The organism is Xenorhabdus bovienii SS-2004 (assembly GCF_000027225.1).
In the GTDB taxonomy this organism is placed as follows: Bacteria; Pseudomonadota; Gammaproteobacteria; order Enterobacterales; family Enterobacteriaceae; genus Xenorhabdus; species Xenorhabdus bovienii_C.
This window is the reverse complement of the sequence record NC_013892.1, coordinates 3,388,903-3,412,558: the sequence shown is the minus strand read 5'-3', so window position 1 is coordinate 3,412,558 and position 23,656 is coordinate 3,388,903. Positions and strand designations below refer to the sequence as shown.

Sequence of the window (23,656 nt, the reverse complement as noted above, 5' to 3'; positions counted from 1 at the left end):
AATTTAATGACTACAACTAAGTTTGATACAAAAAGCGTTCATGCAGGCTATGTCCCCGATCATACCGGCGCTGTCATGCCCGCAATTTATGCCACTTCCACTTATGCACAACCTGCTCCCGGCCAGCATACAGGCTATGAGTACTCTCGCAGTGGTAACCCAACCCGCGATGCCCTGGAGAGTGCTATTGCTGAATTGGAAAACGGTACGCGTGGCTATGCTTTTGGTTCAGGGCTGGCCGCCAGCTCTACTATTTTAGAGCTACTGGATAAAGACAGTCACATTATTGCCGTAGATGATCTGTATGGCGGGACTTACCGGTTATTGGAAAAAGTCCGTCGCCGGACGGCTGGCCTGCGTGTTACGTATGTTGAAGCGGGGAATACTGCTGCACTGGAAGCCGCCATTGAGCCTGATACAAAAATGATTTGGGTGGAGACACCAACCAATCCACTGCTGAAACTGGCTGATCTGGCTGCCATTGCTCAGATCGCCCAGCGTCATAAGATTATCAGCGTAGCGGACAATACTTTTGCATCTCCCTATATCCAGCGCCCTCTTGATTTAGGTTTTGACATTGTTGTTCACTCAGCAACCAAATATCTGAATGGTCATTCTGATGTTGTCGCGGGTCTTGCCGTGGTGGGAAGCAATGCTGAACTGGCGGAACAGGTTGCTTTCCTGCAAAACTCCATTGGTGGCATTCTCGATCCTTTCAGCAGTTTTCTTGTCCTGCGTGGTATACGGACGTTGGCACTGCGTATGGAGCGCCATATCGATAATGCAGAGAAGATTGCACATTGGCTGGAGCAGCAACCTCAAATAGAGAAAGTATTTTATCCGGGTCTGGCTTCCCATCCTCAGCATGAATTAGCAAAACGTCAGATGCAGGGTTTTGGTGGCATGATTTCCGTGGTATTGAAAGGCGATGATGACTATATACGCCGAGTGATTAAGGAACTGAAATTATTTACGCTGGCAGAAAGTCTTGGCGGAGTAGAAAGTTTGATTGGCCAGCCATTTACGATGACCCATGCTTCGATTCCACTGGAAAAACGTCTGGCATCAGGTATTACACCCCAATTGATCCGTATTTCAGTCGGTATTGAAAATTCAGAAGATTTGATTGCCGATTTTGCTCAGGCGCTAGAAAAAGCCAGTCTGTAACAAAAATAAGATAATGAAAAACAGAATGCCAGCCGTTATCCTTCGGTTGGCATTCTGTGCTGCTCTTTTTTAGCGATTGTCTTATTGCCTTCTGCTGTAAATTATCCCTAAATATCCACTTGAGGATAAGGTATTATTCCTGCTGAATAAGGCAAAAAAACTGACGTCAGATACCCAGTGAAAAGAGGATGATGTGTTATGGCAATTTTAAATATACTCACGATCCCTGATGAAAGATTGAGACAAAAATGTATTGATGTCACGCATGTTGATGAAATACAAACACTGATTGATGACATGTTGGATACAATGTATGACACAGATAATGGCATTGGCTTGGCTGCACCGCAGGTTGGCCGAAAAGAAGCCGTTCTGATCATTGATATCTCACCTAATCGGGATCAGCCAATGGTGTTAGTCAATCCCAAGATTGTTGAAAAAGAGCGTCGGGTCGTGAATCAAGAAGGATGTCTGTCTATACGCAATTAACTTGAAGATGCGGGTTTTAAAATCTGGAAGTTATCAGTCAACCGAGTGGTGAGTTCTTTCGCTTTTTCTGGCAATGTGACATGAAAAAAGTGGCGCAGCGTTTCACGGAATGTTTTGGTATCCGGAAAATAGACATTGTTTCGTACCTGCTCATTCACATACTTCCATAATCGCTCAATCGGGTTGAGATTAGGGCTGTAAGGCGGCAGGTAGTGCAACTCAATATTCAAAACCTCGGCAAAAAATTGGACGACTCCGGAACGGTGATAACCCGCACCATCCAGAATAATGTGGATTTTTTGCGAAAGTGGATAGGTTTCCCGGATTGAGCCGAAAAAAAGGACGACATTTTTCGCGTTAATCGTCGGATATTCACGAACAATAGTCTCTTCAATCCGTTGTAAATTAAGGGCACCCATGATGTTGAGTCGAGTACGACTGCCTGTGGTTTCAACCACTTTGACGTGCTTCCGCCCGCTCTTCATCCAGCCATAACTTAATTTTGTGGACAGGGTCGGGTGAACCGCATCAATAAATAAAATAGGCGCATTCTGGCCACATTCTTCTTTCAGCGCGTTGTAGGTTTCAATAAACTGTTGCTGTTTATCCGCATCAAATTTATGCGGAGCACCCATTGGCTTCTTGTAGCTGAAACCTTGACGGTGAAGCCATTTCGTCATTCCTGCGACAGTGAAAGTCACCTGCCATCGTGCCCGAACATAGGCCACAATTTGTGCGGTAGTGTGCATCAAATTTGCCATCAGATACTCAACTAATTCTGTTGTTTGTTCGGCAGACAAACGGCTTTCAGAGCCCCCATTTTCAGGGGCGAGTTTTTCCTCAGAGAAGTAATCTTTCAGATGGCGGCTCACCGTACTTTCATGGATCCGCAAAGCCTGAGCAATCATCTGGGCAGTCCAGCCTTCTGAGGCCAAAAGCACGGCCTTGATGCGGTCACGTACTCGTCCATCGCGAGTCGTATCATGCATCAATTCGAGGGCGTCTTTTTGGGCATCTGTTAGATTAATTTTCATGGGCGCAATCATGATCTGATACAAATGAAAAATCAAGCATCTTCAATGACGACGGGTATATACCGGGATATTACGCGGATGTAGAAAGGTTTGAAAAAGTGAAAGTGGAAGCATTGGATCGTCATGGCAAGGCTATGGTGGTGGAAAGTGAAGATTTTCTATCGATTGTTATGCAACATGAAATTGATCATTTGAATGGCATTGTTTTTATTGATTATTTATCACCCTTGAAAAGACAAATGGCGCTGAAAAAAGTAAAGAAATTTTTGAGTAATAAGACAAGTTAGCTATATAACGGGAAAGGAAAATATCACCAGTCGTTTCATGGTAATATTATTCCTTAACTCAATGTTTTAATTTTATATATCAGCATTATTTAAATCATTAATAATAAATAAAAATAAAAAAGATACAAATTTATTTATAAATAATAATTATGCGGGTTTGAGTACGGCGTCTTGTGCCGTTTTAAATTATTGTGATAAATGTTTATATAATTTAATTTATCGCTAATAGTATAAATGAGGAAATAATTGTGGCTGGAAAAAGTAATATTGCATTTTATCGGCAACCCAATTTTACTATCAGTTTGAATTTGATAGATACAACTGACGCTAAGGTTGGCGCCTATTTGATGATACTTGATGCTGAAGGGATCAATAACGCGCAGGTTTTCTCAAGTAAGCGTGGAAGTGAAATGGAATATGAATATATTCCATCAACGGCTTGTAGTAACCAACTTACATGCTCTATTTATATCAAAAAAACGGACAATGGCAGTTATCCGTTGGTTGGCACTTTCTATCTTAGTTATCATCCGGTATCTGGGCTTGTTGACATTACCGAAGTGAAAATATCGCCGGGAGCCTTGTTGAATTTGGAAGTAGATAGAGTAGATAACACTAAATTTCACTTCACACTGCAAGCGAAGCAATGCAATCAGGCTATTACATCAATATCATGAATTAGGCAATGGGCGAATGTTCATCAAAAACGGGCATGATACATGCATTGTTTTCATAAGAAAAAATGACGAGCCAGCAAGGGAGCTGTGAAGTTTTTTTTCAAATAAAAACCGCGTGGAAGTGTCATAATGGGTTGACCAAATTCTCCAATAGCTTCTGTCAACGCTCGGCTATTGGCGGCTTTGGGGCGTAATTGCAATACTTCCCCATGGCGTGCGGTGATATTCTCAACTTTGCCCAATACGATCAAATCCATTAATTCTTCCCAATCACGTCGCAATAGCTCTTCTTCAATCGGATCGGGGCTCCAGAGCAGTGGTGAACCGACACGGCGTTCAGCAAGTGAGATTGCCCTTTCCCCTTCAACAGGTATCCACAGGACACGGGATAATTTACGCCTGACGTGGCAATTTTCCCATCTAATGCCACTATTGCCCGTTAAAGGTGCAACGCAGACAAAAGTTGTTTCCAATGGTGAGCCTTTCTTATCTACAGGGATGGTTTTTAGTTCAATGCCAATATGTTCGAAATCTTGTTCTGGCTTGCTGCCTGCACTTGCGCCCAAATAATACTCAAGCAACATGCCAACCCAACCTTTATCCCGTTTTAGATCGGGAGGAATGGGCAGATTGGCCTGCGCAGCCAGCTCACCCATTGATAAACCAGCCAGAGCATTAGCTCGTTCGAGTAGTTGTTGTTCATTTTCAGGTGGACTGGGCGGTGTAAAGTACATGTTTATCGCATATATTTTTTATGGTTAAAAAATGTTCGGTATGATTATGGATAATCATTATGAACTTATCATTATGATGATTACCTTGATAATAGCATGATATACAAGATTTTTTAATTGGTGTTTACCGTATTAAAAATAGTCTTGTTATGATTGTTCACCTATTCCCAGCGATAATAAACAGGATCTTACACTATGTTATCCACAGATTTCTGGGATAAGTGATAAAAATTGAGATCACTGGTTTGATTTACAGCTCTGTTAACCCCTGTTTTCTACAAAAACAGACGATTTTTGCTTAACTAAAAGGCATATCCTGTGGATAAAATCATCATTGATTGATATTTGCTCAGTGTGAACAGAATAGGTCATTATGATGACTGATATCGCTTGTAAAAAAGAGAATAAAATGCATTAAGATAATGAAAAATAATAAATATTTATTTAAGTTTATGACGCATTATAAAATATGAAAGAAAAATATACCCGTCTTACCCCTGTCTTTTTCACATACATATCCACAGAAAAAGTGAATAAAATAGTGGGCGCCAGACTAAAAATGTTTATAACTTTAGCTTTTTCTGTGAATTATCCTTGCAGGGGGGTAACCACGCAGTTTTAAAATCAAACCCTCTGAACGTGTTCATTTTTACTCCCCTCATACTACGCCGCACCTGCATTTTTTTAACAAAGGTATTTCATAGTAGGATGGAATGATGGCCCCTCATCCTACTCGGTATAGGTAGATAGTGTCGGCTTTCAACACAGAAATGTAGGTTGATGCTGTAATGCCTGCCCGATGTTATCGAATCTATTTACCATACAGTGGCGTAAAATGTTGGTGCCTTAAATTTCTTCGGCAATATAACGTGCAATGATATCGCCCATTTCATCCGTACTGACTGCTTTGTCATTACCTGCTAAATCTGTTGTTCGATAGCCTTGCTCCAGTGCATGGTTAATGGCGTGTTCAATGGCGTTTGCAGCATCATCACGCTCAAAACTGTAACGCAGTAACAATGCGGTAGATAAAATCTGGGCGATGGGGTTGGCAATGTTTTTGCCTGCAATGTCAGGCGCTGATCCGCCCGCTGGCTCATATAAGCCAAACCCTTTTTCATTCAGGCTGGCGGAAGGTAACATCCCCATTGAACCCGTGATCATGGCGCATTCATCGGATAAAATATCACCAAAAATATTGGAGCATAGCAGGACATCGAACTGAGCCGGATTTTTGATCAATTGCATGGTGGCGTTGTCAATATACATGTGCTGGATTTCAACATCAGAGTACGCTCTTGCGACTTCGCTGACGACTTCACGCCACAGTACGGAGCTCTGTAAAACGTTCGCTTTATCAATTGATGTGACCTTATGACGACGCTTACGGGCAGATTCAAAAGCGATACGGGCGATCCGCTCTATCTCGAAACGATGGTAGATTTCGGTATCAAAAGCCCGCTCATATTTTCCTTTCCCTTCCCGTCCCTTGGGTTGACCAAAATAGATGCCACCCGTCAGTTCACGAACGCATAAAATGTCAAAACCTCTCTCCGCGATATCTTGGCGAAGTGGGCAAAAAGATTCCAAACCCGCATATAAGCGCGCCGGGCGTAAATTGCTGAACAGTTTGAAGTGTTTGCGCAGTGGTAGCAGCGCACCACGTTCTGGTTGTTCTGCGGGGGGCAAATGTTCCCATTTGGGGCCGCCAACGGAACCAAATAGGAGTGCATCGGCTTTTTCGCAACCGGCGATGGTTGTTTGAGGCAACGGGCAACCATGACGATCAATCGCAATGCCCCCTATGTCATATTCGCTGGTTGTTATGTGGAGGTTAAAACGCTGGCGGATTGCATCCAATACTTTATAGGCTTGTCTCATGACTTCGGGGCCAATACCGTCACCAGGCAAAACCGCAATGTGATAACTGCCAGAGTCTTGTTTGTGTATAGTAGGGGGAGTTGTCATGGTTATGCAGTTTCCTTTGTATCGTTATTAGGGAAATTATTTTGGGAGGTATTGCTTTGTATGCGCTGCTTTTCTTTTTCGACCTGTTCTGCCTGCCAGATGCTATTCAGAATAGGGATCATGGCTTTGGCAGAGGATTCAATGATATCTGTTTCCAATCCCATTCCGTGGAAACGGCGTCCAGAATGTTCCACGATAATATTGACCTGACCGAGAGCATCTTTCCCATGTCCTTTGCCGGACAACTGATAGGAGATCAGTTCGAGTGAATACCCGGTAATGCGGTTGATAGCTTGATAGATAGCATCAACAGTCCCATTGCCTGTAGCGGCTTCAGATTTGATTTCATCCCCGCAGGCCAGACGCACGGTTGCCGTTGGTACGATGTGGGTACCGGACTGGGTGCTGAAATAATCCAGACGGTAATATTCATTCTCTTGTTGTTGCTGATTGATGAATACCAGTGCTTCCAGATCGTAATCAAACACCTGACCTTTTTTGTCTGCCAGACGCAGGAAAGCTTTATACAGGGTATCCAGATTATAATCCTGCTCCTGATAGCCCATCTCAGACATTCGGTGTTTCACGGCTGCACGGCCAGAGCGAGAGGTCAGGTTCAATTGGGTATCTTTCAGTCCGATGGATTCCGGCGTCATGATTTCGTAAGTTTCGCGGTTTTTCAGGACGCCATCCTGATGAATGCCTGATGAGTGGGCAAAAGCATTACTGCCGACAACCGCTTTATTGGCCGGAATTGGGGTATTACAGATCTGGCTGACCAATTGGCAGGTGCGGTAAATTTCCTTGTGGTTGATATTAGTGTGAACGTCTAATATTTGTTGGCGAGTTTTGATTGCCATGATCACTTCTTCCAGCGAACAGTTTCCCGCGCGTTCCCCTAAGCCGTTGATGGTGCCTTCGATCTGACGGGCTCCGGCCTGAACCGCTGTAATCGAGTTTGCCACGGACATACCCAAGTCATCATGGCAATGGACAGAAATAATCGCTTTATCAATATTGGGGACTCGGTCAAATAAATTCTGGATAATGCCGCCAAATTGATAAGGCGTGGTATAGCCAACGGTATCGGGAATATTAATGGTGGTTGCGCCCGCTTTGATTGCCTGTTCAACAATGTGACATAAGCTGTCGATATTCGAACGGCCGGCATCTTCGCAGGAAAATTCAATATCGTCGGTGTATCTGCGAGCACGTTTGATGGAACGAACGGCCATTTCGACAACATCGTCAAATTCTTTTTTCAATTTATGTTCGACGTGCAGGCTAGAGGTCGCCAAAAACAGGTGCAGGCGGAAGGCTTCTGCGACTTTCAGGGATTCGGCGGCAACATCAATATCATTATCAACACAACGGGATAATGCACAGATGCGGCTGTTTTTGATCTCACGGGCGATGGTTTGAACCGACTCAAAATCTCCCGGGGAAGAAACGGGGAACCCCGCCTCAATGATATCTACCCCGAGTCTTTCCAGTGCATAAGCGATTTGTAGTTTTTCTTTTACACTCAGGCTAGCTTGTAATGCCTGTTCGCCATCACGCAGTGTGGTATCGAAGATAATAACTTGCTGGCTCATGTTGTGCTCCTATCAATAAATTATTGTGTTTGATTCTTGAGCGCCGAGCCGGTATAAAAAAACCGCGCCCAGCGCGGTTTTTTTCACATCTGATGGAGGTTAACTCTGTCTTTCCCCTACCAGCATACCGCGCACATTAAAGGCGATGAGTAGTCGGTTTAGTAGGCGAATAGTGTGAATCATGTAAGCTAACCTTTATAAATCTGTTAATCGAGTATGACGACCTAAGGACTTTTATTGATACGTTATCTTCAAAACAATGTCAAGCGGAACAAATATGAATCAAGAGTGAATGATACTCACCTTTGGTCATTTACCGAACTACTTTTAGTTTTGGTGACTATTTTTTACATTTTTAGCAATGTTTTTATCTATTATTTGTATCTATATATGAAGTAAAATTCGGCTCTAATGGATAATAAATAGGGTATCTGTTATTTTATACAGTTGTTTTATACAGTTGTTTTGTGCAGATGTTCACTGATGGATTAACAGACAGGGATGAGATGGATGTTCACCGCAGTGTTTCTAGGTTAAGAAAACATAACCATATAGAATATTAATAAGATGTACCTAAATATATTGGAAGATCTGATTTTTGGTTAATATAGCCTGATAATTTTTCTGATAGATAGAAGGAACACCATTATTTTATTATGAATTGTTTCTACTCGTCACTCTGACATTATTGGTTGCGAATTTTTACGCGTAAGTGACTAATGTAATTCGAGTTATTTCTATTCATACATAAAAAATTAATATTCATGCTTATAAGAATATTAACGTCGTATAAATAAGAATGCATTGGTTATGCATATTTATTTTTGTACAAGGAAGGAGCTCAATTTAATTTCTAACAAATTGGGGTGATTGATCTTATTAATTGGTATGGCGGCTTATTGTGTCAAAATGTTGCATTGGGATACTGCCAATATTCCGTTATTTAATGAGGTCGCTGCAATAAATTTAGTGGAGTGAAGTAATGACTGGGTATAATTCAGTAACAACAAGAAGAAAAGAATCATGTGAAGTGCAATTGCGTAGTGTGGATCTCAATTTGCTTACTGTGTTTGATGCTGTAATGCAAATGCAGAATATTACACGTGCGGCTCAGGCGCTGGGAATGTCACAACCGGCTGTCAGTAATGCGGTAGCCCGCTTAAAAACTATGTTTGATGATGAGTTATTTGTGCGCTATGGCCGAGGCATTCAACCAACGGCAAGGGCAAAACAGCTCTTTGGGCCGCTCCGACAAGCACTTCAGATTGTCCATAATGAGTTGCCTGGTGTGGGGTTTGAGCCCGATAATAGTGCGAGGGTATTTAATCTCTCTATTTGCAGCCCGCTTGATATTCGTTTAGCTGCCCAAATTGTTGGGGGAATAAAAAAACATTCGCCAAATATCGAAGTTGTCATTAAAACACAAATCAATGGAAATATTGAGAAACAATTAAAATATCAGGAAATAGAATTCGTTATCAGTTATATACAATTAGATCAGCCTGATTTTCATAATTCTCCATTGTTTAATGATGAATTGGTTTTGGCAGTTTCCAAAACGCATCCTCGAATCAGTAAACGCATTAATCAGCAGCAATTGCAGGAAGAGAGGCATGCAATTGTGGCATTGGATAATGTGGATTCATTCAGTAAACCTTACTATGAAAGTAATGAATTGTTGCGTTCTGTTTCTTATCAGGGAACGGACTTAAATAGTGTTCTCAATATCGTGTCTCAGACTTATTTAGTCGCTATTGCACCGAAATGGATGGTTGAGCATTATTCTGAACAGTTAAATATACGTGCGATACCCTTGCCCAACGGACGAATCTCCCGCCCCTGCTATTTGATATGGCACGGTTCGACAAACAGAGATAAAGGTCATCAGTGGATGAAATCGTTACTGAGCAATCTTGGTGAACAGGAATAGAACAAAATGCACGACGCTGCCAAAATTTGTTTCATCAAATGTCATTTTGTATGACGTCATGGTAACAAGCATTATTGTTGCAAATGATTAAGATTATCTAATGGAACCGATTGTCGGAGAGCGTGTGCGGCCTTACTGTTCTGCCTTTATGACGATATTTGTCTCTATTTATCCCTAGTTATCCGATAAGTCCTGTAAAACTTCCCCCCTTAGGGGGGAGAAGAGAGTAAAAATACGCTTTCCCCTTCTACCAGGAATAGGTAGACTGCGCGAAAATAGCGAACATCTGTAAGCTGAAAAGCAGTCAGTGTGCTTGCTGAGTATGATAAATCTAAGACTTATACAGGAATATATCGTGATAACAGATTCCCTGCATTCCTATCACCTGATTAACCGGTTGCAACAGCAATCCATTGAATATCCCGAAAAGATTGCATTCAGGCAATGGTCACCATCAGAGCAGCTTGAAATGAGTTGGCAAGACGTTACTTATAGAACGGAATCCATCGCAAAAGCTTTGTTGTCACTGGGTGTAGAAATTCAGGAGAAAGTCGCTATTTTTGCGCATAACTGTATTGCATGGTCATTGGCTGATTTGGCCGTTCTTCAGTTACGTGCGGTTACAGTCCCTCTTTATGCGACCAGCAGCCGTGATCAGGCTACCTTCATTCTCAAGGATGCCGGTGTGCGGGTACTGTTTGTTGGTGAGCAAGAACAATATAATGTTGCGATGACATTGCTGGAATTGTGCCCTCAACTCAATCATCTTATTGTGCTGGACGAGTCCGTTGACTTGAAGAGCTGTCCGCAGGCGCAGTATTTATCTGCCTTCATTGTCAATGCGCACGCACAATATCAGCCAGAGCTTGATAACCGCATTGCAGGGCAGGATTTAAATGATCTTTTCACCTTGATCTACACCTCCGGTACAACGGGAGAGCCAAAAGGAGTGATGCTGGATTACCACAATATCGCTTCGCAGCTTTACTTGCATGATCAGCGTCTGACACTGACCAAAGAAGATGTATCACTCAGTTTTTTACCGTTGTCCCATATCTTCGAGCGCGCATGGAGTTACTATGTCATGCATACAGGGGCGCTTAATGTCTATTTAACTGACACCAATTCTGTGCGCGAGGCGATGGCTGAAGTACGTCCCACTGTTATGTGCGCTGTTCCCCGTTTTTATGAAAAAGTGCATAGTGCTATTCTTGAAAAAGTTTCCCGTGCGCCATTTTTGCGCAGGCTGATTTTCCGCTGGGCGATAAAGCGGGGGGAGAACCGCTGGATGCGTCAGCTACAGAATAAAAAAGCGTGTATCTTCTCTCTCTGTAGTGATCAACTGGCCGACAAACTAGTGTTGAGCAAGCTCCGTAACATATTTGGAGGGCGAGTGCGTTTCTTACCCGTGGCAGGAGCACGTCTTGACGATGCTATTGCCCGGTTTTTTCTATCCGCCGGCATTAATATCAAATATGGTTACGGCATGACAGAAACTTGTGCCACGGTATCTTGCTGGGAAGAGAAAAACTATCTCCCAGGCTCGATTGGCACACCATTGCCGAGTATTGATGTGCGCATCAGTGCCGAAGATGAAATTCAGGTACGTGGCCCTATTGTGATGAAAGGCTATTTCAACCAGCCGGAAGAAACGGCTCATGCTTTTACCGAAGATGGATGGCTGCGTACGGGGGATGCAGGGGGATTGGATGAAACAGGCAATTTGTTCATCACTGAGCGCCTGAAAGATTTGATGAAAACCTCGACGGGAAAATACATTGCTCCGCAAATGCTTGAGGGGACTTTGGGACAGGATCGTTTCATTGAATATATTGCGGTTATTGCCGATTCCCGTAATTTTGTTTCTGCGTTGATTGTCCCCAGTTATGATGCATTAGAAGATTACGCAAAATCCATCCATCTTCATTATCGTGATCGTATCGAGTTGCTGAACAATCGTCAGATCATCGAACTGTTTGAACAACGTTTGGCGGAACTACAAAAAAATATTGCCAAATACCATCAGGTAAAACGCTTCATCCTACTGCCAGAAGCTTTCTCCATGGAAAAAGGCGAATTAACTCCTACACTGAAACTGCGCCGTAAGGTGATTTCGCAACATTATCACGATGAAATCGAATCCATGTATCGAGATTAATGTTCTCAGTATGTGAATTGATGTTTGCTAACGTTAGTCTCTAACGTTATGTTAATTAATCTGGTGTTATCGAATGAGTTAACACTAGATTGACTTTATATAAATAAAAAGTGGAATAAATAAGGTTGTTTTTAATGGCGATTTTATGAAGTTCCGACGATTAACTTGCAAACAGAGCCTGGAGGCAAACTCAATGGAGATGTTGTCAGGAGCCGAAATGGTTGTCAGATCGTTAATCGATCAAGGCGTTAAACATGTATTCGGTTATCCGGGTGGGGCAGTACTGGATATTTACGATGCCCTGCATACGGTGGGAGGAATTGAACATATTCTCGTTCGTCATGAACAGGGTGCTGTTCATATGGCGGATGGATATTCCCGTTCAACGGGAAAAGCCGGAGTTGTTCTGGTGACATCCGGGCCAGGAGCAACCAATGCTATCACGGGAATTGCAACGGCTTACATGGATTCAATCCCAATGGTGGTTTTGTCTGGCCAAGTTGCCAGCTCCTTGATAGGTAATGACGCGTTTCAGGAATGCGATATGGTGGGAATTTCCCGTCCCATCGTTAAACATAGTTTTCTGGTGAAAAAAGCAGAAGATATTCCAAATACGATTAAGAAAGCCTTCTATTTGGCGACAACTGGCCGTCCTGGTCCGGTTGTCATCGATTTTCCCAAAGATACCGTCAATCCGGCACTGAAATTTCCGTATGTTTATCCGGAAAAAATCAGCATGCGTTCTTACAATCCTACCGTTCAGGGGCATAAAGGACAGATTAAACGGGCGTTGAAAACTCTGCTGGATGCGAAAAAGCCGGTGATCTACGTAGGTGGCGGCGCCATCAATTCGGCATGTTCATCAGAGTTGCTGAAATTGGCTGAATGTTTGCACATTCCGGTCGTCAGTTCGTTGATGGGGCTGGGCGCTTTTCCTGCCACTCATCGTCAGAGTCTGGGAATGCTGGGAATGCATGGCACGTTTGAAGCTAATAAAGCGATGCACAATTCTGATTTGATTTTTGCGGTGGGTGTGCGTTTTGATGATCGCACAACCAATAATCTGGAAAAATATTGTCCAGAAGCCATTGTACTGCACATTGATATCGATCCGGCCTCTATTTCAAAAACTGTGTCGGCGGATATTCCCATCGTTGGGGATGCCAAACAGATACTCGGCCAAATGCTGGAATTGATGAATACTCTGGAAGACACTCAGGATCCGGATGCATTGAAAGACTGGTGGCTTTCCATTGAACAATGGCGTAGCCGCAAATGCCTTGGTTACGATCGCACCACCGCGAAAATTAAGCCACAGGCCGTGATTGAAACGCTTTACCGTCTGACTGAAGGCAAGGCGTATCTCTCGTCAGATGTAGGCCAGCATCAGATGTTTGCCGCACTGTATTATCCCTTTGATGAGCCGAGGCGTTGGATCAACTCTGGTGGTTTGGGCACGATGGGATTTGGCTTGCCAGCCGCGCTTGGGGTGAAGCTGGCAAAGCCCGATGCGACAGTAGTGTGCGTGACAGGAGATGGCAGTATTCAGATGAATATTCAGGAATTATCCACTGCATTGCAGTATGGCTTGCCTGTTCTGGTGCTGAATTTGAACAACCGTTTTCTGGGTATGGTGAAACAGTGGCAGGACATGATTTACGCGGGTCGTCATTCTCAATCCTATATGGAATCGCTGCCTGATTTTGTCAAATTGGCAGAGGCTTATGGTCATATTGGTGTTTCCATCCAAACTTACGAAGAACTGGAAAATAAACTGGCTCAGGCTTTGCATGAAGTCACTGAAAACCAGCGGCTGGTTTTTGTCGATGTCACCGTTGATGAAACAGAACACGTTTATCCAATGCAGATTCGGGGTGGAGCAATGGATGAAATGTGGTTAAGCAAAACAGAGAGGACCTGATCATGCGCCGGATTTTGTCTGTATTACTTGAAAACGAATCGGGAGCGTTATCCCGCGTAGTTGGCCTGTTTTCTCAACGTGGTTATAACATTGAAAGCCTGACTGTGGCCCCTACGGAAGATCCAACTCTGTCACGTATGACTATCCAGACCAAGGGTGATGCTAAGGTATTAGAGCAAATTGAGAAACAACTGCATAAGCTGGTGGATGTTCTGCGGGTCAGTGAATTGACCGCAGGTGCTCATGTTGAGCGTGAAATCATGCTGGTGAAATTGCAGGCCAGTGGCTATGGACGGGAAGAAATCAAGCGCAGCACGGATATATTCCGTGGGCAGATCGTTGATGTGACGTCAGCACTATACACTGTCCAATTGGCAGGAACGAGTGAAAAACTGGATGCGTTTCTTGATGCCGTGCGCGATGTTGCTGAGATCCTGGAAGTGGCACGATCAGGCATTGTTGGTATCGCTCGCGGGGATAAAATTATGCGATGAAAAATCGCAATCTGCGGGTTAATATACAGATCTTTAACGAACCCTACTGTAAAGTAGGGTTTTTTCATCATCTTACTGAGGGATTAATGTGAAACTGGATGAGATCGCCCGCTTAGCAGGGGTTTCACGTACCACGGCCAGTTATGTTATCAATGGTAAAGCCAAGCAGTACCGGGTCAGCGATAAAACAGTAGAAAAAGTGATGGCGGTGGTCAGAGAGCACAATTACCATCCCAATGCTGTTGCCGCCGGTCTTCGGGCGGGGCGTACTCGTTCAATTGGCTTAGTGATACCGGATTTGGAAAACACGAGCTATACCCGAATTGCCAACTATCTTGAGCGTCAGGCACGGCAACGTGGATACCAGCTATTGATCGCATGTTCTGAAGATCAGCCAGATAACGAAATGCGCTGTGTTGAGCATCTTCTGCAACGGCAGGTTGATGCCATTATTGTTTCCACTGCGTTGCCTCCTGAACATCCTTTCTATCAACGTTGGACAAACCGTTCACTGCCAATTATTGCGCTTGATCGTGCATTGGACAGCGAACACTTTATCAGTGTTGTGGGGGATGACCTCGAAGATGCGAAAATGCTGGCACAGGAGCTGCGTCAATTTCCGTCAGAATCTGTTCTTTATCTGGGAGCATTACCTGAATTATCGGTCAGTTTCTTACGTGAACAGGGGTTTCGTGAAGCATGGGAAAGTGATCAGCGTGAAGTGAACTACCTGTATGCGAACAGCTATGAACGTGAAGCTGCGGCTGAAGTCTTTGCTTCATGGCTGGAAAATAATCCTGTACCTCAAGTACTCTACACAACCTCATTTTCCTTGCTGCAAGGCGTCATGGATACCCTCCTTAAGCGCAGTGGTCGGTTACCTGAGCAGTTGGTCATTGCTACGTTCGGTGATCATGAATTACTTGATTTTCTTGAATGTCCGGTGCTGTCCGTCGCACAACGCCACCGTGACGTGGCTGAATGTGCCCTTGAACTGGTATTGGCCAGTTTGGATGAAAAAAAGCGGCCAGAGCCAGGAATAACTCGAATGCGTCGTCATTTATGCCGTCGTGGAAGCCTGAGTAGAAAAGCTTGATTGAGTACCCTCATTGAATATGAGGGTGCCTTATTAATACGATCAAACTCTTTGAAATACGTTAGTTAACGTAACTTTAAGACTATTCTGACTAAAATTCTTTTGAGCAGAGTTTTATGACCTGAAAATCCGATAACTTGTTACTAAAAATGGCAAGGTGAATGATCTACACGTAAAGTCAGACGATTTACATCGTTTACTTCTGTGATGGAGAGATTTTTTTATTGATTTGATATTTAATCATTTTTTATCCCCAATAGTCATTAAATTTCAATTTGTGATTATTTTTTTCGATGTTATAACTTAAATGTATTTTTATTACTAATAGATTTCATTTGGGTAACAATTAGGCTGCAATGAGACTTTAGTTACATAAATTAATTTAAGTGGTAATTATTTAACCTAAATTTTTTTTCTAAGAATATACTTTCCATCATCGTTAATTTATTTAAAATTATCATAGTGTTATCTATTATTAATATTGCCAAATCTGAAAAATCTCTCTTCTTCTCTCTGAAATCTTTCTGTAAATCTAGCTAAAGCACATGGGCTCTGGCTTGACAAGGTTTTCATACCATCCGTAAACTCTTAATTGTGGTGATTTGTGGGATAATGTGGAGATTTTTACCATCAAGGGGTAACCTGAGTATGTTTCGTGGAGCAACACTGGTTAATCTCGATAGTAAAGGGCGACTCACTGTACCTGCCCGATATAGGGAAAAGCTGAATGAGGAATCTACAGGTCAAATGGTTTGTACCATTGATCTCCATCAGCCGTGCCTGTTGCTTTACACATTACCCGAATGGGAAATCATCGAAGAAAAGTTATCTCGCCTATCCAGCATGAATCTAGCCGAACGTCGCGTTCAACGTTTGTTATTGGGGCACGCCAGTGAATGCCAAATGGACAGTGCAGGGCGCCTTTTGTTAGCGAATACACTGCGGCAGCACGCAGGGTTAACAAAAGAGGTCATGCTGGTTGGGCAATTTAATAAATTTGAATTGTGGGATGAGCAAGCCTGGTATCAGCAAGTACAGAATGATATTGAGGCTGAACAATCCACACAAGAACCTTTATCAGCAAGGCTACAGGATTTATCACTATAAATATGGCAAATAGTCATTATAAGCATACCAGTGTATTACTGGACGAAGCTGTCAATGGACTGAATATCCGAGAAAATGGAATTTATATTGACGGAACATTCGGGCGAGGAGGGCATTCTCGCCTGATTTTGTCTCAATTAGGGGCAGATGGGCGTTTAATTGCGATTGATCGCGATCCGCAGGCAATTGAAGCGGCGAAAGCCATTACTGACCCGCGTTTTTCCATTACTCACGGGCCATTTTCCGAATTGGCTACCTATATAGAAGAAGCGGGACTGGTCGGAAAAATTGATGGTGTGTTGTTGGATTTAGGGGTTTCCTCCCCACAACTGGATGATCCTGAACGTGGTTTTTCATTTATGCGTGACGGGCCGCTGGATATGCGAATGGACCCTACCCGAGGGCAATCGGCTACAGAGTGGCTGATGAAGGCCGAAGCTGATGATATTGCATGGGTACTGAAAACCTTTGGGGAAGAACGTTTTGCCAAACGTATCGCGAGAGCCATCGTAGCCCGCAATCAGGAAGGGCAAATCACCCGAACCAGAGAACTGGCGGAGTTGATTGCTCAGGCAAGCCCGGTTAAGGAAAAGCACAAGCATCCAGCGACGCGCAGTTTTCAGGCTATCAGGATCTACATTAACAGTGAACTGGAAGAAATAGAACGCGCATTGAATGGTGCATTGCAGGTTCTGGCACCGCAGGGGCGATTATCAGTTATCAGTTTCCACTCGTTGGAAGATCGCATCGTGAAGCGTTTTATCCGGCAGCACAGCCGGGGGCCACAGGTTCCAGCCGGTTTACCTCTCACTGAAACGCAGTTAAAAGCTCAGGGGGGACGCAGCCTGAAATCAATTGGCAAACTGAAGCCTTCAGAGGACGAAGTGGTAATAAACCCTAGAGCGAGAAGCTCTGTATTGCGATTTGCTGAAAAGGCAGGTGAGTAAATGGCAGGTGAGCGTCATGGATTAGTGGGGGTCATTGGCAGGGATTTAATCCGCAATGCCAAGATCCCACTGGTTTTGCTGATAGCGGTAATCATTTCGGCCATTAGCGTTGTGACGGTTGCCCATAAAACCCGCTTATTGATAGCGGAAAAAGAGCGCTCGGCGATTGATTTTGATTCTCTGGATATTGAGTGGCGTAACCTGCTTCTTGAAGAGAATGCCCTCGGTGATCACAGTCGCGTTGAAAATATAGCGACTGAAACATTGCATATGCAACATGTTGATCCGGCGCAAGAAAATATTGTTATAACTCAATAAGTTCAGTTAACAACTCAAAGGTAGGCGATGAAAGCTGCACGCTCTTTAAAGTTGAAGAAGCAAGAAGATAAAGCCAGTTTTGTAAGCTGGCGCTTTGCTTTGCTGTGTGGGGGCATTTCGTTTGCTTTGTTCGGGCTTTTGATTCGTGTTGCTTACTTGCAGATTATCAATCCTGACCGTTTGCTAAAAGAAGGTGACTCCCGTTCCTTACGTGTCCAGTCCATTCCGACTACTCGCGGTATGATAACCGATCGGAATGGGCGCCCTCTGGCGGTCAGCGTACCGGTTGATGCAGTTTGGGCTGATCCCAAAGAAATCTTTGAAAAAGGCGGCATAACGGATGATACGCGCTGGCAAGCGTTAGCTGACACGCTTTCCATACCGCTTAATCAACTGACCCGTAAAATTCAGGATTATCCACAGGGGCGTTTTGTCTATCTTGCCCGTCAGGTCAATACCTCCATTGGTGATTATGTCGAAAAATTAAGATTACCTGGCATCTATTTGCGCCAAGAATCCCGCCGTTATTATCCGGCAGGGCAGGTGACCGCGCACATTATTGGCGTGACCAATATTGACGACAAAGGCATTGAGGGAGTGGAAAAGAGCTTCGACAACTGGCTGACGGGTAAGCCGGGGAGCCGAATTGTCCGCAAGGATCGCAATGGACGGGTCATTGAAGATGTTTCGTTCACTGACAGTCAGGCTGCCCACAATCTGGCTCTCAGCATTGATGAGCGTCTCCAGACTTTGGTCTACCGTGAATTGACCAAGGCAGTAATACTTAATAAGGCTGAGTCTGGTACGGCCATATTGATTGACGTAAAAACCGGCGAAGTTCTGGCAATGGCAAACAACCCATCCTATAACCCGAATAATCTGGCGGGAACGCCGAAAGATGCGATGCGTAACCGTGCCATCACGGATATTTTTGAACCCGGTTCTACGGTAAAACCGCTAGTGGTGATGAGTGCGTTGAACCTTAACATTGTTAAAGAAAATTCAGTGCTGGATACCAAACCTTATCGATTGGCTTATGGAGCGCGTTCGCATCAAATCAAAGACGTTGCCCCGCGTTCTGAATTAACCATCACTGGGATTTTACAGAAATCGAGTAACGTGGGTGTTTCTAAACTGGCGTTAGCGATGCCTGCCTCGGAACTGGTAAATGTTTATTCCCGCTTTGGGATGGGAAAACCGACCAATTTGGGGCTGGTCGGAGAAAGTAGTGGCATATATCCCAAAAGAGAACGCTGGTCAGATCTTGAGAGAGCCACCTTTTCTTTCGGCTACGGGCTGATGGTAACACCGTTACAGTTAGCGCGAGTCTATGCAACGATAGGCAGCTTTGGTATCTATCGCCCGTTGTCAATTACCAAAGTAGACCCTCCTATACCGGGAACCCGCGTATTTCCTGAACCCATTATGCGCACAGTTGTTCACATGATGGAGAGTGTGGCACTACCCGGCGGCGGCGGGGTACGCGCCGCAATAAAAGGTTATCGTATCGCAATCAAAACGGGAACGGCGAAGAAGGTCGGGCCGGATGGAAAATACGTTAATAAATATCTTTCCTATACCGCAGGGATTGCCCCTGCAAGTAATCCACGGTTTGCATTGGTTGTAATCATCAATGATCCACAAGCCGGTAAATATTATGGCGGTGCGGTTTCAGCGCCCATCTTTGGCACTATCATGAGTGGTGTTTTACGTACGATGAACGTTGAACCCGACGCACTGCCTGCGGATGATAAAAAAGAATTTGTGATTGATAATAAAGAGGATAAAAGTGGCAGATCGTAATTTACGCGATTTACTGGCTCCATGGGGTGTTGATACTCCGGAGCTTCCGCTGCGCGAAATGACATTAGACAGCCGTAAGGCGGCTGCCGGAGATCTGTTTGTTGCAGTTAAAGGGCACCAGACAGATGGCCGAAATTATATTCCTCAAGCCATCGCTCAAGGTGTTGCTGCGGTGATTGCAGAAGCGAAGGGAAAAACGGATAACGGCACCATTCAAGCAATGCACGGTGTTCCGGTTATCTATCTGGATGATCTCAATAATAAACTGTCAAAATTGGCAGGCGAATTTTACCAGCATCCGGGTAATAAACTGAAACTCGTCGGAGTTACTGGAACCAACGGCAAAACCACGACGACACAATTGCTGGCACAATGGAGTCAGGGTCTTGGGGAAATCAGTGCCGTAATGGGAACGGTAGGAAATGGCCTGTTGGGAATGATAGTTCCAAGTGAAAATACCACGGGTTCCGCCGTTGATATCCAGCTCGATTTACAGCAGCTCGTTAATCAAAAAGCCACTTTTGCCGCGATGGAAGTTTCTTCACACGGTTTAGTGCAGGGACGAGTGGCCGCCCTGCCATTTCAAGCCGCCGTTTTTACCAATTTAAGCCGTGATCATCTTGATTATCATGGTGATATGGAAAATTACGAAGAGGCCAAATGGTTGTTGTTCAGCAGTCATGATGTAAAACAGAAAATCATTAATGCCGATGATGATGTGGGGCAAAAATGGCTTACCCGCTTACCTGAAACGGTGGCCGTCACGATGGAAAATCGCCTGCCGAAAAATTGGTCGGGGCGCTGGTTATCCACTAGTGACATCCACTATCACGACAAAGGTGCATCCATTACGTTTACATCCTCTTGGGGGCAGGGAACTCTCAACAGTCCCCTTATGGGAGCGTTCAATGTCAGTAATCTGCTGCTGGCACTCGCTACCTTGCTGTCACTGGAATATCCACTGCAAAAACTATTGGAAGCCGCTTCCTGTCTGGAGCCTGTCTGTGGGCGCATGGAAGTCTTTGCTGCGCGAGATCGTCCGACGGTCGTGGTGGATTATGCCCATACACCTGATGCTCTGGAAAAAGCCCTGTCTGCGGCACGATTGCACTGTAAAGGCCAACTTTGGTGTGTATTCGGCTGTGGGGGTGATCGCGATAAAGGTAAGCGTTCACTGATGGGCGGTATCGCCGAGCAGGGCGCTGATCGGGTGATAGTGACTGATGACAATCCCCGTAGTGAAGAACCCCATTCTATTGTTGAAGATATTCTGACCGGTTTCATCGATCCGGGTCGGGCGATGGCGATTCACGGGCGTGTTGAAGCGGTGACCAGTGCCATTATGCAGGCTGCTGAAGAGGATGTCGTACTGGTGGCGGGTAAAGGTCATGAAGATTATCAATTAGTAGGCAACCGCCGTTTAGATTATTCAGATCGTCTGACTGTTGCACGTCTGCTGGGGGTAATTGCATGATTCCGCTGACACTCAAGCAATTGACAAAACTGACAGGCGGCGTGCTATATCACACTTCCGAACAGCAGGCGGCTACTTGCCAAATCAATACCGTGGAAATTGATAGCCGAAAAATGGTGCGTGGAGGACTGTTCATTGCCTTAAAAGGGGAAAAGTTCGACGCTCATGATTTCGTAGCAGATGTCGCGAAACAGGGAGCCGGTGCTTTGTTGGTCAACCGCCGCCTTGAAATTGACTGCCCTCAGGTGGTAGTGGAAAACACCCGCTTGGCGATGGGCAAACTGGCGGCTTGGGTTCGCCAGCAAAGTAAAGCACGGATAGTGGCACTGACTGGCTCATCGGGCAAAACGTCGGTCAAAGAGATGACGGCGGCGATTCTGTGTCAACGCGGTCATACCCTTTATACCGCAGGCAACTTCAATAACGACATTGGTGTGCCATTGACACTGTTCAGGCTGACTGAAGAACACCAATTTGCCGTGATTGAGCTAGGTGCCAATCACATTGGCGAAATCGCCTATACCGCTGAAATGACCTGTCCTGAAAGTGCGCTGGTGAATAACCTGTTTGCGGCTCATCTGGAAGGCTTCGGCTCTTTGGCGGGAGTTGCCAAGGCAAAAGGCGAAATTTTTGCGGGGCTTTCATCAGCAGGAACCGCCATCATCAATCTCGATAGCAATGATTGGACGCATTGGCAGCAGGGTATGAGCGAGCCGCAGGCTGTATGGCGGTTTGCTGTTTCACCCGTGCCAGAAGCTGATTTTTACGCCACTGACATTCAGGAGCAACCGCTGGCAACGAGTTTCTGTCTGCATACACCGATTGGAAATATTGAGGTAACACTGCCACTGCCGGGGAAACACAATATTGCCAATGCATTGGCCGCCAGTGCGCTGGCGATCTCTGTGGGTGCTTCTCTCAGTGATATTCGTGCCGGGTTATTAGAACTGAAGCCTGTTTCAGGACGCTTATTCCCTATTCGACTTGCAGAGGGAAAAATCGTGCTGGATGACACGTATAACGCGAATATCGGTTCCATGATTGCGGCCGCCAATACCTTGTCACAGATGCCCGGTTATCACGTTATGGTCGTCGGTGACATGGGTGAATTGGGAGATCAAACCGTTGAGTGTCACCGTCAGGTTGGTGAAGCCTTGGCATCGACAAAAATAGACAAAATAATGAGCGTCGGTGAGTTCAGTTCTCATATCAGTGAAACAAGTGGTCGGGGACAGCATTTCGCTAACAAGGCGGAATTAGTTGCAGCGCTGCTTCCTTTACTGGAACAACACGAAATGATTTCTATTTTAATTAAAGGTTCACGCAGTGCCGCAATGGAAGAGGTAGTGAACACACTGAAGGAGAACTTCCAATGTTAGTTTGGTTAGCTGATTACCTGGTTAAATATCACACAGTCTTTCACGTCTTTTCCTATCTGACGTTCAGAGCCATTGTCGGCTTGTTGACTGCACTATTTATCGCATTATGGGTGGGACCAACTTTAATCGGCTACCTGCAAAAATTGCAGATTGGTCAAGTTGTGCGTGACAACGGCCCAGAATCCCATTTCAGTAAGCGCGGTACACCGACAATGGGTGGGTTGCTGATTCTATTCTCTATCACCATGTCCATATTACTGTGGACACGTCTGGATAACCCTTATGTCTGGTGTGTGCTGGCCGTTCTGCTGGGTTACGGCGTAGTGGGATTTGTCGATGATTATCGCAAAGTTGTTCGTAAAGATACCAAAGGGCTGATTGCTCGCTGGAAATATTTCTGGCAGTCAGTCATCGCATTGGGTGTGGCGTTTGCCATGTACAGTATGGGTAAAGATACTGCCGCAACACAACTGATTGTGCCATTTTTCAAAGAAGTCATGCCACAACTGGGGCTGCTTTACATCCTGCTGGCGTATTTCGTGATTGTGGGAACCAGTAATGCCGTTAATCTGACCGATGGGCTTGATGGTCTGGCTATCATGCCAACGGTGTTCGTCGCAGCGGGTTTCGCTATCGTGGCATGGGCGATGAGTAACGTGAAGTTTGCCCTTTATTTGCACATTCCTCATTTAGTCCACGCGAGTGAACTGGTGATTGTCTGTACCGCAATTGTTGGCGCTGGGTTGGGCTTCCTGTGGTTCAACACCTATCCGGCGCAAGTTTTCATGGGGGATGTCGGTTCACTGGCTTTAGGCGGCGCGTTGGGAACTATTGCGGTTTTGCTGCGTCAGGAATTCCTGCTGATCATCATGGGCGGGGTATTTGTCGTCGAAACGCTATCTGTCATTTTGCAGGTGGGATCGTTCAAGCTTCGGGGGCAGCGTATTTTCCGCATGGCTCCGATTCACCATCACTATGAATTGAAAGGCTGGCCGGAGCCACGCGTTATTGTGCGGTTCTGGATTATTTCCCTGGTGCTGGTACTGATTGGTCTGGCAACGTTGAAGGTACGTTAATC

At 44.9% G+C, this 23,656-nt stretch carries 20 protein-coding genes; 16 read left to right on the top strand and 4 right to left on the bottom strand.

Going from position 1 to position 23,656, the window contains the following annotated elements:
• Window positions 1-6 precede the first annotated feature (6 nt).
• Together XBJ1_RS14975 and XBJ1_RS14970 are read left to right on the top strand one after the other, a co-directional pair.
• Window positions 7-1,167, top strand: a complete 1,161-nt coding sequence (locus XBJ1_RS14975) for a trans-sulfuration enzyme family protein (RefSeq protein ID WP_012989839.1) — start codon at window positions 7-9, stop codon at window positions 1,165-1,167.
• Between the two features lie 198 nt (window positions 1,168-1,365).
• Window positions 1,366-1,656: a peptide deformylase gene (locus tag XBJ1_RS14970; protein WP_012989838.1), complete on the top strand. Its 291-nt coding sequence runs from the start codon at window positions 1,366-1,368 to the stop codon at window positions 1,654-1,656.
• Here the strand turns inward: XBJ1_RS14970 and XBJ1_RS14965 are convergent.
• Window positions 1,653-2,690, bottom strand: coding sequence for an IS630 family transposase (locus XBJ1_RS14965; RefSeq protein ID WP_041573280.1), 1,038 nt, complete (start codon window positions 2,688-2,690; stop codon window positions 1,653-1,655). The genes XBJ1_RS14970 and XBJ1_RS14965 overlap by 4 nt on opposite strands.
• 38 nt (window positions 2,691-2,728) lie before the next feature.
• Here XBJ1_RS14965 and XBJ1_RS14960 point away from each other — a divergent pair, with 38 nt between their 5' ends.
• Together XBJ1_RS14960 and XBJ1_RS14955 are read left to right on the top strand one after the other, a co-directional pair.
• Window positions 2,729-2,977, top strand: a complete 249-nt coding sequence (locus XBJ1_RS14960; protein ID WP_080515974.1) for a peptide deformylase — start codon at window positions 2,729-2,731, stop codon at window positions 2,975-2,977.
• Window positions 2,978-3,225: 248 nt separating this feature from the next.
• Window positions 3,226-3,654 carry a hypothetical protein gene (locus XBJ1_RS14955; protein ID WP_012989836.1) on the top strand — a complete coding sequence of 143 codons (429 nt, stop codon included), beginning with the start codon at window positions 3,226-3,228 and terminating at the stop codon, window positions 3,652-3,654.
• Between the two features lie 53 nt (window positions 3,655-3,707).
• Here the strand turns inward: XBJ1_RS14955 and mutH are convergent, their stop codons facing one another.
• The 3 genes from mutH to leuA all read right to left on the bottom strand — a co-directional run bounded on the left by mutH (window position 3,708) and on the right by leuA (window position 7,951).
• Complete coding sequence (gene mutH / locus XBJ1_RS14950) at window positions 3,708-4,388, bottom strand: DNA mismatch repair endonuclease MutH (RefSeq protein WP_012989835.1); 681 nt, start codon at window positions 4,386-4,388, stop codon at window positions 3,708-3,710.
• An 846-nt stretch (window positions 4,389-5,234) separates the two neighbouring features.
• Window positions 5,235-6,356: a 3-isopropylmalate dehydrogenase gene (leuB, locus tag XBJ1_RS14945; RefSeq protein ID WP_012989834.1), complete on the bottom strand. Its 1,122-nt coding sequence runs from the start codon at window positions 6,354-6,356 to the stop codon at window positions 5,235-5,237.
• 2 nt (window positions 6,357-6,358) lie between these two features.
• Complete coding sequence (gene leuA, locus XBJ1_RS14940; protein ID WP_012989833.1) at window positions 6,359-7,951, bottom strand: 2-isopropylmalate synthase; 1,593 nt, start codon at window positions 7,949-7,951, stop codon at window positions 6,359-6,361.
• A 982-nt stretch (window positions 7,952-8,933) separates the two neighbouring features.
• On the opposite strand from leuA, the gene leuO reads away from it, so the two are divergent.
• The 12 genes from leuO to mraY all read left to right on the top strand — a co-directional run bounded on the left by leuO (window position 8,934) and on the right by mraY (window position 23,654).
• Window positions 8,934-9,881 carry a transcriptional regulator LeuO gene (gene leuO, locus XBJ1_RS14935; RefSeq protein WP_012989830.1) on the top strand — a complete coding sequence of 316 codons (948 nt, stop codon included), beginning with the start codon at window positions 8,934-8,936 and terminating at the stop codon, window positions 9,879-9,881.
• Window positions 9,882-10,236: 355 nt separating this feature from the next.
• Window positions 10,237-12,039, top strand: coding sequence for an AMP-dependent synthetase/ligase (locus XBJ1_RS14930; RefSeq protein ID WP_012989829.1), 1,803 nt, complete (start codon window positions 10,237-10,239; stop codon window positions 12,037-12,039).
• 193 nt (window positions 12,040-12,232) lie between these two features.
• A complete protein-coding gene (gene ilvI / locus XBJ1_RS14925; RefSeq protein ID WP_012989828.1) occupies window positions 12,233-13,960 on the top strand; it encodes an acetolactate synthase 3 large subunit in 1,728 nt (575 codons plus the stop codon).
• Between the two features lie 2 nt (window positions 13,961-13,962).
• Window positions 13,963-14,454 (top strand): acetolactate synthase small subunit, encoded by a 492-nt coding sequence (gene ilvN, locus XBJ1_RS14920; RefSeq protein ID WP_012989827.1) that lies wholly within the window; start codon window positions 13,963-13,965, stop codon window positions 14,452-14,454.
• Window positions 14,455-14,542: 88 nt separating this feature from the next.
• Window positions 14,543-15,550 carry a catabolite repressor/activator gene (gene cra, locus XBJ1_RS14915; protein ID WP_012989826.1) on the top strand — a complete coding sequence of 336 codons (1,008 nt, stop codon included), beginning with the start codon at window positions 14,543-14,545 and terminating at the stop codon, window positions 15,548-15,550.
• Between the two features lie 648 nt (window positions 15,551-16,198).
• Entirely contained in the window at window positions 16,199-16,657 is a 459-nt protein-coding gene (gene mraZ / locus XBJ1_RS14910; RefSeq protein WP_012989825.1) for a division/cell wall cluster transcriptional repressor MraZ, read from the top strand.
• 2 nt (window positions 16,658-16,659) lie between these two features.
• Window positions 16,660-17,604 (top strand): 16S rRNA (cytosine(1402)-N(4))-methyltransferase RsmH, encoded by a 945-nt coding sequence (gene rsmH / locus XBJ1_RS14905; protein ID WP_012989824.1) that lies wholly within the window; start codon window positions 16,660-16,662, stop codon window positions 17,602-17,604.
• On the top strand, window positions 17,605-17,922 hold the full coding sequence (ftsL, locus tag XBJ1_RS14900; RefSeq protein WP_012989823.1) for a cell division protein FtsL: 318 nt from the start codon (window positions 17,605-17,607) through the stop codon (window positions 17,920-17,922). It begins immediately after the preceding gene.
• Between the two features lie 27 nt (window positions 17,923-17,949).
• On the top strand, window positions 17,950-19,725 hold the full coding sequence (locus XBJ1_RS14895; RefSeq protein WP_012989822.1) for a peptidoglycan glycosyltransferase FtsI: 1,776 nt from the start codon (window positions 17,950-17,952) through the stop codon (window positions 19,723-19,725).
• On the top strand, window positions 19,712-21,199 hold the full coding sequence (murE, locus tag XBJ1_RS14890; RefSeq protein WP_012989821.1) for a UDP-N-acetylmuramoyl-L-alanyl-D-glutamate--2,6-diaminopimelate ligase: 1,488 nt from the start codon (window positions 19,712-19,714) through the stop codon (window positions 21,197-21,199). The genes XBJ1_RS14895 and murE overlap by 14 nt, the downstream gene beginning before the upstream one ends.
• On the top strand, window positions 21,196-22,578 hold the full coding sequence (gene murF / locus XBJ1_RS14885; protein ID WP_012989820.1) for a UDP-N-acetylmuramoyl-tripeptide--D-alanyl-D-alanine ligase: 1,383 nt from the start codon (window positions 21,196-21,198) through the stop codon (window positions 22,576-22,578). The genes murE and murF overlap by 4 nt, the downstream gene beginning before the upstream one ends.
• Complete coding sequence (gene mraY / locus XBJ1_RS14880) at window positions 22,572-23,654, top strand: phospho-N-acetylmuramoyl-pentapeptide-transferase (RefSeq protein ID WP_012989819.1); 1,083 nt, start codon at window positions 22,572-22,574, stop codon at window positions 23,652-23,654. Before murF ends, mraY begins: the two co-directional genes overlap by 7 nt.
• Window positions 23,655-23,656: the final 2 nt, after the last annotated feature.